Here is a 12047-nt window from a genome sequence, read left to right as displayed (position 1 = left end):
TAGCTTTTTCACCTCGCTGGTCCACCGGAGGGTATGTCAGACCTGTGGTACGCGTCGGCGGTCGAGCTGGCGAGACGGATCCGGGACGGGTCGCTGTCACCCGTCGAGGTGGTGGAGGCGCACATAGACCGCATCGCGGACCGCGACGGCGAGGTCAACGCCTACGTCACCGTCACCGAGGAGCGAGCGCGCGAGGCCGCCAGGGCGGCCGAACGCGCCGTCGAAGCGGGCGACGACCTCGGCCCGCTCCACGGCGTCCCCGTCGCGATCAAGGACCTGGACGGGATCGCGGGCGTCCGGACGACGTTCGGGTCGCGCCTGTTCGAGGACAACGTCGCCGAGGAGAACGAACCGTTCGTGGATCGACTGCTCGACGCCGGGGCCGTCGTCGTCGGAAAGACGAACACGCCCGAGTTCGGGCTCGGCTGTACGACGGACAACCTCGTCGCCGGACCGACGTCGACGCCGTTCGCGCCCGGGCTGAACGCCGGCGGCTCCTCCGGCGGCGCGGGGGCGGCCCTGGCCGCCGGGATGGCCCCGCTGGCGCAGGGGTCGGACACGGGCGGGTCCATCCGGACGCCCGCGGCGTTCTGCGGCGTCTACGGCCTGAAGCCGTCGTTCGGGCGCGTCCCCCGCGTGAGCCGTCCGGACGCCTTCGAGGCGGGGACGCCGTTCTCGCACGTCGGGCCGATGGCGCGCACCGTCGAGGACGCCGCGCTCATGCTCGACGTGATGGCGGGCCAGCACCCGGCGGACCCCTTCTCGCTCCCCGACGACCCCGGCGACTACCTCGCCGCGACCGAGCGCGGCGTCGACGGCCGCTCGATAGCCTACAGCCCCGACCTCGGGGGCTACCCCGTCGAACCGACCGTCGAGGAGGTCGTCGAGGACGCCGCCGACGCCTTCGAGGACGCCGGCGCGTCCGTCGAGCGCGTCGATCCGGACCTCGGGGTCGATCAGGACGCGATCCTGAACGCCTTCTACACGTTCGCGAAAGTCCGCTGGGAGGGCCTCTTCGACGGGCTGGAACGGCAGGGCCTCGACCCCTACGGCGAGGACCGCGACCTGCTCCGCCCGGTCACCGTCGAGACGATCCTCGAGAGCGACGGGGTGACGACCCGCGAGTACGCCGCCGCGCAACGGGTCCGAACGCGGGTCTACGACGGGATCCGGGCCCTCCTCGCGGCGTACGACCTGCTCCTCACGCCCACCGCGGCCGTGCCGCCGTTCCCGCACGGCGAGCACCCGACGAGCGTGAACGGCGTCGAGGTCGAGCCGCTACGCGGGTGGCTCCTCACCCAGCCGTTCAACTTCTCCGGGCACCCCGTCGCGTCGGTCCCCGCCGGACTGACCGACGACGGGCTCCCCGTCGGGATGCAGGTGGTCGGGCAGCGCCACGCCGACGACGACGTCCTGGCGGCGAGCGCGGCGTTCGAGCGCGTCAGACCGTGGGCCGACACCTACCCCCGATGAGCGTCGACCGCGACCGCGATCGAGGGGGGCGACGACCGTGGAGATAACCGACGTTCGCGTCGACGCGCTCCGCGCGCCGCTTGAGTCGGAACTCGGCGACGCGCGGGCGTCGGTCACGGAGCGCTACTGGGTCGTCGTCGAACTCGACACCGACGCGGGCCTGACGGGCACCGGGTGGATCAGCACCTGGCGGGTCCCCGACCTGCTGGCGCGCTACGCGCGGGAGTTCTCGGACCTGCTGGTCGGCGCTGACCCCTTCGCCACCGAGGAATTACGCGCGGCGATGCGCGAGCGGACGCTCTACTACCCGGGCGAACTCGGGTTCTCTGCGCACCCCCGCTCTGCCATCGACGTCGCCTGCTGGGACGTCAAGGCACAGCGGGCGGGCGTCCCGCTCTACCGGTTGCTCGGCGGCGAGGACCGGGAGGTCCCCGCCTACTGCTCGCGCCTCGACGCCGGCGACGACCTGGAGACGCTCGTCGAGCGACACGCGGAGCAGGCGGACCGCGGGTTCACGGCGTTCAAGACGAAGGTCGGCGCGCGGTCGCTCGAGGCGGACCTCGACCGCGTCGACGCGCTCCGGGAGGCGCTCGGTCCCGACGTCGAGATCCTCGTCGACGCCAACCAGGCGTGGACCGTCGCGGAGGCCCGGCGGGCGGTCGCGGCGCTCGCCGAACGGGACGTCGGCTGGGTCGAGGAACCCGTCTCGGAGTTCGACGTCGACGGCTACCGCCGGGTCGCGGCGGCGGCGACGGTCCCCGTCGCGTCCGGCGAGATGTTCTACCGCCCGGAGCGACTGCGCTACCTGCTCGACGCCGACGCCGTCGACGTCGCCCAGCCGGACCTGATCCGCGGCGGCGGCGTCACGGGACTCCGGGCGGTCGCCAGCCTCGCCGAGAGCCGCGGCGTCGCGTTCGCGCCGCACGTCAACTACGCCGTCAGCGCCCACCTCGTCAGCGCCGCCCCGAACGGCCTGTACGCCGAGTACATCCCCGAGTACGACGCCTCGCCGCTTCTCGCCTCGGGACCGACCGTCCGCGACGGCCGCGTCGTCCTCCCGGCGGAACCAGGCCACGGCTGTCGGATCGACCCCGACGCCCGCGAGGCCCACAGAATCGACGGGTGAGCGCCGCCACCGCAACTCCCTTACCCCCGCCGAGAGTGCCCCTCGCATGGCACCGACGGTCACACGGATCGAGACGACCGAGTTCACCTACCCGCTGGAGAACGTCACCACGAACCCCCACGGGTTCGACGCCGTCTACGAACCCGGGCGGACGCGGGAGATGGTCACCTACGGGATCCGCGTCCACACCGACGCGGGGGTGACCGGCGAGTACGTCGGCGGCAACTCCCCCGCGTTCGCGCAGGTGAACCTGGTCGCGGACTACCTCGTCGGGAAGAACCCGCTCCACCGCGAGAAACACTGGTCGGAGATGAAACGCGCCCTCCGCAAGTACGACCGGATGGGCATCGGTCCGCTCGACATCGCGCTGTGGGATTTCGCGGGGAAGTACCACGACGCCCCCATCCACGACCTGCTCGGCACCTACCGCCGGCGGTTTCCGGTCTACGTCTCGACCTACTTCGGGAGCGAGGCGGGCGGGCTGGACTCGCCGGACGCGTACGCCGACTTCGCCGAGACGTGTCTCGACCGCGGCGTCGGGGCGTTCAAGATACACCCGATCGGTGGGCTCGACGACAGGGACGTCGACCGCGAGGTGGCGATCGTCCGCGCGGTCGGCGAGCGCGTCGGCGACGAGATGGACCTCATGCTCGACCCCGTCGGCGAGTACCACACGTTCGCCGACGCGTTGACGGTGGGGAAGGCCTGCGACGAACAGGGGTTCCTCTGGTACGAGGACCCGCTCCGGGGGGCCACTCGATCGCAACACGCCAGCCGGAAGCTCCGCCAGCGACTGGAGACGCCGCTCCTGATGACCGAGCTGGTGCGGGGACTGGAGCCCCACGCGGACTTCCTGGCGACCGAGGCGACCGACTTCGCCCGCGCCGACCCCGAGTGGGACGGCGGCGTCACCGGCGCGACGAAGATCGCCCGCGTCGCCGAGGGGTTCGGACTCGACGTGGAGTACCACCTCGCCGGACCCGTCCAGCGGCAGCTGATGGCGGCGACCCGCAACGCCAACTACTACGAACTCGGGCTCGTCGGCCCGGACTTCGGGACGCCCCACGTCGAGTCGCCGGTCTACCTCGACGGCTACACGGACGCCGTGGACGAGGTCGACGACGGACACGTGTCGGTCCAGACCGGGCCGGGCCTCGGCGTCACCTACGACTGGGACTACGTCGAGGAGAACGCGCTCGGCGGGCGCGTCTACGACTAGCGACGGGCGAGGAGGAACCCCACCCCCGCGCCGAACAGCGCGACTGCGGCGAGGACGGCGAACAGCGTCGCCCGGTCGGCGTAGGTGAGTATCGCGCCGGCGACCGCCGCGCCGACCGCGCCGACGCCGAACGTGCCGATGTACATGAAGCCGTAGGACAGTCCGCGGAGCCCCGGATCGGAGTGTTCGGCCACGGTCGCCTGCAAGAGGGGCTGTTCGCCGAACAGCACCACGGAGAGCGCCGCGCTCACCGCGAGAAGCGCGAGCAGACCGGCGTTCGCGGCGGGGACGAACAGCAGCGCGAGGACGGCGAGGGCGACCAGATCGAGCGCCAGTACCCGCTCTACGTCGCCGCGATCGGTGAGCCGCCCGCCGGCGTACTGGCCGACCAGACCGACCATCAGTACACCGGCGTAGACGTAGCGCGACCCGGCGACGTCCGCGCCGGTGAGCGACACCGTCGGGACGGAGTCCGCGAGCAGGCTGGGGAGGAAGGTCAGTATCCCGCGGTAGAACAGGCCGTCGACGGCGACGACGAGGAAGACGAGCGCGAAGCCGCCGGCGAACAGTCGCACCGAGTGCTCGCGGAACGTCCCGAGATCCGTCGGCGGGGCGTGCCCACCGTCGGCCTGCACGGCGGCGGTCTCGTCGACGTCGACGCGGAGGCCGAGGGCCGCGGCGACGAGCGCCGGAACCGCCAGGATCGCGACCGCCGTCCGCCAGTCGACGGCGACGAGGAGCAGCGCCATCGCGAAGGGACCGACGGCGATGCCGAGGTTGCCGGCCATGCCGTGGTAGGCGAAGCCGGTGCCCCGCTCCTCGACGCCGGTACTGATGAGCGACAGTCCCGCGGGATGGTAGACGCTGGCGGCCAGCCCCCAGCAGACGAGCGCGAGCGCGACGAACGGCAGCGTGGGCGCGACGCTCAACAGGAGGAAGGACGCCCCCATGCCGACGAGACAGGCGACGATGAGCGGCCGTCGACCGAGGGCGTCCGCGAGGACGCCGCCCGGCAGCGCGCCGAGTCCGAAGAGCACGTAGCCGGCCCCGGCGACGAGGCCGACGGTCGCCGCGGTCGCGTCGAACTCCGCCATCCACAGGGGGAGCAGGAGCGGCACCGAGAGTTCGTAGGTGTGGACCATCGCGTGGCCGAGCATCGTCAGCGAGAGCACCGCGCGGTCGTTGGTCTCCAGTCGCATTCGGATCACTTCGACCAGGGGGCGTACCCCCTAAAAACTCGGCGTCGTCGTCGCCCGTACCCAAAAATTTTCAACGGTACGCTCCGTCTCGCCTACCATGTCCTACTGGACGGAGGTTCGCCCGCGGGAGGACTTCTACCGAGTGCTCGACCCGGACGGCAGCCCGATTCGCGATCCGCCCGACGTCGACGAGGGGACGCTCCGACGGATGTACTGGGCGTTCGTCCGGAGTCGCGCCTTCGACGAGAAGGCCCTCCGGTTGCAGAGACGGGGCGAGATAAGCATCCACGCCGCGTCGGTGGGCGAGGAGGCCGTCCCCATCGGGACCGCGGCGGCGCTCGAACCGGGCGACTGGTGTTTCCCCACCTACCGACAGACCGCCGCGATGGTCTACTGGGACGCTTCGCTCGCGAAGGCGTTCGCCGGCCTCATGGGTACGGAACCGGAGACGACGGCCGAACACCTCGATGAGGAGGGGGAACCGGCGGTGAACTTCTCGCCGCCGTACGTCCCGCTGACGGTGAACGTGACCAACGCCGTCGGGTCGGCGATGGCCGACCGGTTCAACGACCGGGACACTGTGACGATGTCGTACGTCGGCGACGGGTCGACGAGCGAGGGCGACTTCCACGAGGCGCTGAACTTCGCGGGCGTCTTCGAGGCCCCCGCCGTGACGATCTGTCACAACAACCAGTGGGCCATCTCCGTGCCGACCCACCGCCAGACCGCCGCGGAGACGTTCGCCCAGAAGGCCGAGGCCCACGGCGTCCCCCACGACCGCGTCGACGGCAACGACGTCCTCGCGGTGTACGAGAAGACGCGCGAGGCGGTCGATCGCGCGCGGGGCGGGGAGGGACCGACGCTCCTCGAGTGCGTCACCTACCGGATGGTCGACCACAACACCGCCGACGAGGACAGCGTCTACCGCGACGAGACCGAACTGGAGCGGTGGGCCGAACTCGACCCGGTCGACCGGTTCGAGGCGTACCTCCGGGCGGAGGGGGTACTGGACGACGAGGCCGCCTCCCGCGTCGCCGAAGAGGCCGAGGCGGCCGTCGACGAGGCCGTCGCCGCCGCGCGAGCGGTGCCCGAGTCGGACCCCCAGCGGATGTTCGACCACCACCTCCACGGCGAGTCGTGGACCGAACGCCACCAGCGCGCCGAACTGCGGCGCGAACTGGCGGGGGAGAACCCCTTCGTCGACTTCGACGGGGAGGGGTTCGAATGAGCCGCGGCGACGCGGCCGCCGACGTCGCGAGCGACACCGAGTCGTGGAACGTCGTCGAGGCCGTCCGCGAGACGCTGGGACAGGAGATGCGCAGAGACGACTCGGTCCGCCTGCTCGGCTACGACATGGGGCCCATCGGCGGCGTCTACCGCGCCACCGAGGGCCTGTACGAGGAGTTCGGCGCGGACCGCGTCATAGACACGCCCCTGTCGGAGGGCGGCATCCTCGGCACCGCCGTCGGGATGGCCGTGCGGGGCGAGCGCGTGGTGCCCGAGATCCAGTTCATGGGCTTCTTCTACCCCGCGTTCGGCCAGTTCATGTACTCGCTGGTCAAACTCCACGAGCGCTCCGGCGGCGGCCTGGAGTTGCCGATGACGGTCCGCGTCCCCTACGGGGGCGGCATCAAGTCGAGCGAGTACCACTCTGAGTCCACCGAGACGTACTTCGCGCACACGCCGGGCGTCAGGGTGGTCTGTCCGAGCACCCCCGCCCAGACCAAGGGGCTGCTCGCGGCGAGCATCCGGCACCCGGACCCCGTGATGTTCCTCGAGCCCAAGAAGATCTACCGGGGCGAGCGCGAGGCGGTCCCGACCGACGAGTACGTCCTGCCGATCGACGAGGCGCGAGTCGTCCGCGAGGGCGAGGACGTGACGGTCCTGACGTGGGGCGCGATGCTCCGGCACGCCGAGACGGCGGCCGACCGCGTCGACGCCGACGTCGAGATCATCGACCTCGTGTCGCTGTCGCCGCTGGACGTCGAGACGGTGCTCGACTCGGTGAAGCGGACCGGCCGGTGTGTCGTCCTCCACGAGGCGCGGCGCACGCTCGGCCTCGGCGCGGAGCTATCGGCGCTGGTGAACGAGTACGCGCTCGATCACCTCCACGCGCCGATAAAGCGCGCGACCGGCTTCGACGTCCACTTCCCCGGCCACCAGACCGAAGACGCCTACCTGCCCGACGCCGAGCGGGCCGAACACGCCATCAAGGCGGTGATGTCCTATGAGTTCTGACCCCCACCCCGAACGAGCCGAACCGAGCCGACGAACGCCCGCCCGGAGGCGGCGATGACGCGGTACGAGTTCCCCCTCCCGGACCCCGGCGAGGGGCTGACCGAGGCCGAGATCGTCGAGTGGCACGTCGCCCCCGGCGACGACGTCGCCGAGGACGACCCCCTCGTCGACGTCGAGACGGACAAGGCGGTCGTCGAGATACCGGCCCCCTGCGACGGGACGCTCGACGCGCGGCGCGGGGACCCCGGCGAGGTCGTCGCCGTCGGCGAGGTCGTCGCCGTCTTCGAGACGGACGACCCCCCGCGGGAGCGACGGCGGGAGCGGAGCGCCGACGCCGCCGCGTCGGGCGACGTCGAGTCCGCCGCCGGAGCCGCCGCTGAACCCGCCGACGAGGTCGCGAAGTCGGCGGCCGGAGCCGAGGTCGCCGGTACCGACGGGACGGAGGGGACGGACGCGACCGACGGGACGACCGCGGTCGGCGGTGGGACCGTCGAGAGCGACGACGACGCTCGGGTGTTCGCGGCCCCGAGCACGCGGCGGTACGCCCGCGAGGTCGGCGTCGACCTCCCGACCGTCGAGGGGACCGGCCCCGGCGGGCGGGTGCTCCGCGCCGACGTCGAGGCCCACCGCGACGGCGAGACGCGCCGGGCGGCCGGGGGCGACGAGTCGCGGGACCCCGCGTCGACCGATGTCGGGACCGAGTCGTCCGGCGAGCGCGAGACGCGCCGTCCGCTGCGGGGGCTGCGGCGGGCCATCGCCGACAACATGGTCCGCTCGACCGCCGAGATACCGCACGTCACCTCGGGCTTCCGCGCCGACGCGGTCGAGTTCGTGACGCTCCGCGAGCGGCTGAACGAGAAGCACGACGCGCGTATCTCCTACACGGCAATGGTGCTCAAGGCCGTCGTTCCCGCGCTGAAGGCGTTCCCCCTCCTGAACGCGAGCATCGAGGGCGAGGAGATCGTCGAGAAGCGCCGCTACGACCTCGGCGTCGCCACCCACACCGAGGACGGCCTGCTCGTCCCCGTCGTCCGCGACGTCGACCAGAAGTCGCTCGTCGAGGTGGCCGAGGAACTCGACGCCCTCGCGGAGGGCGCGCGGGAGCGCTCCCTGGCACCCGAACAGCTCCGCGGGAGCACGTTCACGGTGACGAACGTGGGGAGCCACAGCGAGAACGGGACGTTCGGGACGCCGATCATCAACCACCCGGAGGCGGCCATCCTGGGCCTCGGGCGCATCCGCGAGGAGCCGGTCGCCGTCGACGGCGAGGTGGCGGTGCGCGAGCAACTCCACCTGTCGCTGTCGTACGACCACCGGCTCGTCGACGGCGTCACCGCCTCCGAGTTCGCCGATCACGTCATCGGGAGCATCGAGGACCCCGACCTGCTCCTGGCGCGACTCTGAGTCGGGCGGGACACGTTGCTCCTTCGGTCGGCCGTCCCCCCGGACGGCCACCGGCCCCCGAGGCGGCGAGCGTCCCCCTGCGACGGGCGGTCGGAGCGTATTTGTCCGTCGCTGACGTATAGCAATCGGAAGCCTCGCCCTTTAGGGCGGGGTCTAAGCGATAGGCACTGCCGAACAACCGCCGACTATTGCCTATCCGAGATCTCCAAATCTTCGGCGGCGTGGATTAACATCCCGCGCCACGTGAGGCCGCGTTGTTCTTTCACGGTAGATAGCCACTCGTATTGGTCATCATCAACCTTGATGTGTAGCGTTCGTCCCATACTCACCTACAGAACACATACACTTATGTACGTTCGGGTTGTACGAGATGTTGATGAAGCGGACCAACCAATTCGTTGTACGCCCCCGATCCGAACAGGACCGGGAGTTACTACACGAACTGTTGGACGCTTCTGCCAGCCTCTGGAACGAACTCACCTTCGAACGTCGCCAGAACTACTTCGACGGCGAAAGCGTCTGGGACACCGACGACTACCGCAAGCGGTACGTCGACATTCTCGGAAGCGCCACCGCCCAACAACTCATTCGGAAGAGTCGAGAAGCGTGGCGGTCATTCTTCTCGCTCAAAGAGAAGGGCGAACGCTGTTCTCCGCCCGGTTACTGGGGCAACGAGGAGGACGGTCGAACACTCCGCACGTACATTCGCAACGACCAGTACACGCTGGAGATGGGCGACCGCTCCCGCCTCGAACTCCCCGTCGGGAAGGAACTCAAAGAGAAGTACGGCCTCGGCTACACCGAGCGCCTTCGTCTCGAAGTCGCGGGCGTTCCGAAGTGGGACGGCAAACAAGGTCGGTTGGAACTGTACTACGACGAGTCTTCGAACCAATTCAGGGCCTTTCAACCAGTCACCGTGGACGATTCTCGACTGGATTCACCACTGGCGGACGAAACCGCCGCTCTGGATATCGGTGCAAGCAACATCGTCTCCTGTACAATCACGACCGGTCAGCAGTACCTCTACGAAGGACGCGACCTGTTCGACCGCTTCCGCGAAACGACGCGAGAAATCGCGCGGCTACAGTCGAAACTCCGCGAAGGCCGGTATTCGTCGAAGCAGATTCGGCGGCTGTACCGCCGACGGACGCGACGACGCGACCACGCCATGGACGCGCTCGCCCGGGATCTCTCCGAACGCCTGTACGAAGAAGGAGTTTCGACGATGTACGTCGGCGACCTCACCGACGTGTTGGAAACGCACTGGTCGGTACGAGCCAACGCCAAGACGCACAACTTCTGGGCATTCCGTGCGTTCATCAAGCGCCTCGCGTATACCGCCGAGGAATACGGCATCACGGTCGAAGTCCGGTCGGAAGCGTGGACCTCCCGGGAGTGTCCGAACTGTGGTTCGACCGACCGGACGACGCGCCACCGCGATACGCTCACGTGTCCGTGCGGCTTCGAGGGGCACGCGGACCTCACCGCAAGCGAGACGTTCCTGAGGCGGCACGAAACAGACGTACCACGGCCGATGGCACGGCCCGTGCGATTCGAGTGGGACGACCACGACTGGTCGGAGATACCACACTCTCACGAAAGTCCCAAAGAAGCGCGCACAGACCAGAGTACCCTACAACCGGCGTAGGGGAATGTCGCTCGCGGGGTGGTTCGGCATGAGCCGAGACCCCCAACGCGAGGAATCCCCGCCCCTTCAGGGCGGGGAGGATGTCAAGAGCGTCGAAGCGCATGCGAGAGTCCAAATACCGGCAGTTAGTGGCGGACATGATCGGCGGCGTCGGGTGGCGCGACCTCCGTGCCGACGGCCTCCGGCGCGCCCCCGACCGCGACGTCGAGATAACGGACGTGAGGTGCGTCGTCGTCGAGGGCAACTTCCCGTGGAACATCATCAGGGTGGAGACGGACGCGGGCGAGTACGGGCTCGGGGAAGCGTTCCCCGGTCCGGCAGGCGAGTACGTCGAGTTCCTGAAGCCGGGGCTGGTCGGACAGAACCCCCTCGACGTGGACCGCCTCGTCGAGCACATGACGCAGCTCGTCTCCGGGCTGGGCGGGTCGCTCGGCTACTCGCAGGCGGCGGTGAGCGGCATCGAGATCGCGCTGTGGGACGTCGCGGGCAAGGTCACCGGGCTTCCGATCTACCAGCTCCTCGGCGGGAAGTACCGCGACGCCGTCCGGATATACGCCGACTGCCACGCCGGCGAGAACCTCGCGGCGGCGACCGAGGCCGACCCGCGGGAGGTCTACGCGCCGGAGTCGTACGCCGCCGTCGCCCGCGAGGTGATCGACGAGGGGTTCGACGCCCTGAAGTTCGACCTCGACGTCAGGATAGCGGACGCCGACACCGCGACCCGCCGCCTCTCGAACGAGGCCATCCAGCACAAGATCGCCATCGTCGACGCCGTCCGCGAGGAGGTGGGCTCCGACCCGACGCTCGGCTTCGACCTCCACTGGAACTTCACCATCGAGACGGCGATCAAGATCGCCCGCGGCGTCGAGGAGTACGCCCTCGACTGGCTGGAGGACCCCGTCCCGCCGGAGAGCGTCGACGCCCACCGGAAGGTGACCGAGAGCACGAGCACGCCCATCCTCGCGGGCGAGAACCTCACCCGCGTCGAGGGGTTCCTGCCGTTCCTGACCGACCAGGCCGTCGACGTCGTCGCCCCGGACATCCAGAAGTGCGGCGGCCTCTCGGAGTTCCGCAAGATCGCGACGGTCGCCGACGCCTTCGACGTTCCCACCGCGCCGCACAACATCTCCAGTCCGGTCGGCACGCTCGCGGGCGTCCACGCCTGCGCCACCGTCCCGAACGCGTTCGCGCTGGAGTGGCACGCCCGCGAGGTCGCGTGGTGGGACGACCTCCACACGGGGTCGCCGCTCATCGAGAACGGCGAGATTCAGGTGCCGGAGGACCCCGGACTGGGACTCGAACTCGACTTCGACGTGCTCGAAGCGCACACGGCCCCCGGACAGGAGCCGCTCGAGCCGATCTGAGGCGGTCGGGACGGACGCCGACGCCGCCCACCGCCCGGACCCCTAGCTATTAGTGGCTCGGCTGACAGTAATTCCCCGAGGCGATCCGATCATGGACGATCACCCGATCCGCGAACGGGACGAGAGCGGGGGCGGGCCGACCCCCGCGCCCGAGGAGAGCTGGTTGCGAACCGCCACGGGGGCGTGGCCGGCCTGGCTGGTCGGCGTCGGCACCCTGCTCCTCGCCGGCTACTTCTTCTTCACCGAGGGCGTCTGGCCGAACACCGCAGAGACGTTCTACGCGCTGATCTTCGGCGTCGTCGCCGCGATCGCGCTCGGCTACGGCGGCTACCGGGTGCGCTCGCGGCGGTCGAGGCTCTGAGTCCGGGCGGCCCGG

11 protein-coding genes are annotated in these 12047 nt (G+C 70.1%); 9 read left to right on the top strand and 2 right to left on the bottom strand.

What is annotated here, in order from left to right:
• Nucleotides 1-33: 33 nt before the first annotated feature.
• Genes NKI68_RS19030 through NKI68_RS19020 form a run of 3 tightly spaced genes read left to right on the top strand, consistent with a single transcriptional unit; the run spans nt 34 to nt 3818 of the window.
• Nucleotides 34-1473, top strand: coding sequence for an amidase (locus tag NKI68_RS19030; protein ID WP_254546878.1), 1440 nt, complete (start codon nt 34-36; stop codon nt 1471-1473).
• A 37-nt stretch (nt 1474-1510) separates the two neighbouring features.
• On the top strand, nt 1511-2599 hold the full coding sequence (locus NKI68_RS19025) for a mandelate racemase/muconate lactonizing enzyme family protein (protein ID WP_254546877.1): 1089 nt from the start codon (nt 1511-1513) through the stop codon (nt 2597-2599).
• A gap of 46 nt (nt 2600-2645) precedes the next feature.
• Nucleotides 2646-3818 carry an enolase C-terminal domain-like protein gene (locus NKI68_RS19020; protein WP_254546876.1) on the top strand — a complete coding sequence of 391 codons (1173 nt, stop codon included), beginning with the start codon at nt 2646-2648 and terminating at the stop codon, nt 3816-3818.
• On the opposite strand, the gene NKI68_RS19015 is transcribed toward NKI68_RS19020, so the two are convergent.
• Entirely contained in the window at nt 3815-5017 is a 1203-nt protein-coding gene (locus tag NKI68_RS19015) for an MFS transporter (RefSeq protein ID WP_368410984.1), read from the bottom strand. The genes NKI68_RS19020 and NKI68_RS19015 overlap by 4 nt on opposite strands.
• A gap of 97 nt (nt 5018-5114) precedes the next feature.
• Here NKI68_RS19015 and NKI68_RS19010 point away from each other — a divergent pair, with 97 nt between their 5' ends.
• Genes NKI68_RS19010 through NKI68_RS19000 form a run of 3 tightly spaced genes read left to right on the top strand, consistent with a single transcriptional unit; the run spans nt 5115 to nt 8659 of the window.
• Nucleotides 5115-6245, top strand: coding sequence for a thiamine pyrophosphate-dependent dehydrogenase E1 component subunit alpha (locus tag NKI68_RS19010; protein WP_254546875.1), 1131 nt, complete (start codon nt 5115-5117; stop codon nt 6243-6245).
• Nucleotides 6242-7255 carry an alpha-ketoacid dehydrogenase subunit beta gene (locus NKI68_RS19005; protein WP_254546874.1) on the top strand — a complete coding sequence of 338 codons (1014 nt, stop codon included), beginning with the start codon at nt 6242-6244 and terminating at the stop codon, nt 7253-7255. Before NKI68_RS19010 ends, NKI68_RS19005 begins: the two co-directional genes overlap by 4 nt.
• A gap of 54 nt (nt 7256-7309) precedes the next feature.
• On the top strand, nt 7310-8659 hold the full coding sequence (locus tag NKI68_RS19000; RefSeq protein ID WP_254546873.1) for a dihydrolipoamide acetyltransferase family protein: 1350 nt from the start codon (nt 7310-7312) through the stop codon (nt 8657-8659).
• 185 nt (nt 8660-8844) lie between these two features.
• On the opposite strand, the gene NKI68_RS18995 is transcribed toward NKI68_RS19000, so the two are convergent.
• The gene (locus tag NKI68_RS18995; protein WP_254546872.1) at nt 8845-8982 is read right to left on the bottom strand and encodes a hypothetical protein; all 138 of its coding nucleotides are present in this window, start codon (nt 8980-8982) and stop codon (nt 8845-8847) included.
• A gap of 53 nt (nt 8983-9035) precedes the next feature.
• Between NKI68_RS18995 and NKI68_RS18990 the strand changes: the two genes are divergently transcribed.
• From NKI68_RS18990 to NKI68_RS18980, 3 genes are all read left to right on the top strand, one after another.
• Entirely contained in the window at nt 9036-10307 is a 1272-nt protein-coding gene (locus tag NKI68_RS18990) for an RNA-guided endonuclease InsQ/TnpB family protein (RefSeq protein WP_254546871.1), read from the top strand.
• 101 nt (nt 10308-10408) lie between these two features.
• Nucleotides 10409-11671, top strand: a complete 1263-nt coding sequence (locus NKI68_RS18985) for a mandelate racemase/muconate lactonizing enzyme family protein (RefSeq protein WP_254546870.1) — start codon at nt 10409-10411, stop codon at nt 11669-11671.
• A gap of 91 nt (nt 11672-11762) precedes the next feature.
• Nucleotides 11763-12032 (top strand): hypothetical protein, encoded by a 270-nt coding sequence (locus NKI68_RS18980; protein WP_254546869.1) that lies wholly within the window; start codon nt 11763-11765, stop codon nt 12030-12032.
• Nucleotides 12033-12047: the final 15 nt, after the last annotated feature.

The sequence above is a fragment of the Halomarina pelagica genome, from assembly GCF_024228315.1.
In the GTDB taxonomy this organism is placed as follows: Archaea; Halobacteriota; Halobacteria; order Halobacteriales; family Haloarculaceae; genus Halomarina; species Halomarina pelagica.
Note: the sequence above shows the minus strand (reverse complement) of the source record. Positions and strands in the feature narration are given on the sequence as shown.